Source organism: Streptomyces alboflavus, from assembly GCF_000716675.1.
In the GTDB taxonomy this organism is placed as follows: Bacteria; Actinomycetota; Actinomycetes; order Streptomycetales; family Streptomycetaceae; genus Streptomyces; species Streptomyces alboflavus.
Window position 1 is genome coordinate 1 of the sequence record NZ_JNXT01000157.1, and the last position, 320, is coordinate 320.

1 rRNA gene is annotated in these 320 nt (G+C 54.1%); it reads right to left on the reverse strand.

Going from position 1 to position 320, the window contains the following annotated elements:
• Positions 1-59: ribosomal RNA gene (locus OO63_RS41145) — 16S ribosomal RNA — on the reverse strand; the annotation flags it as partial.
• Positions 60-320 lie beyond the last annotated feature (261 nt).

The following is a 320-nucleotide window of genomic DNA, read 5'->3' on the forward strand; positions in this document are numbered from 1 at the left end:
TGCATGTGTTAAGCACGCCGCCAGCGTTCGTCCTGAGCCAGGATCAAACTCTCCGTGAATGTGTACCGGTCATCCGGTTCAACACCACGAGAGCGGAACGGTCGGGAGGAATAGTCCCGGCCGTTCACAGCGTCCTCGCTGTGTGCCTTCCGTAGAAGGACTTTTTCAAAGGAACCTCGCCACCGAACATGATGTCCGGTAGACGGGGTATCAACATATCTCACCGAACATGATGTCCGGTAGACGGGGTATCAACATATCTGGCGTTGACTTTTGGCACGCTGTTGAGTTCTCAAGGAACGGACGCTTCCTTTGTACTC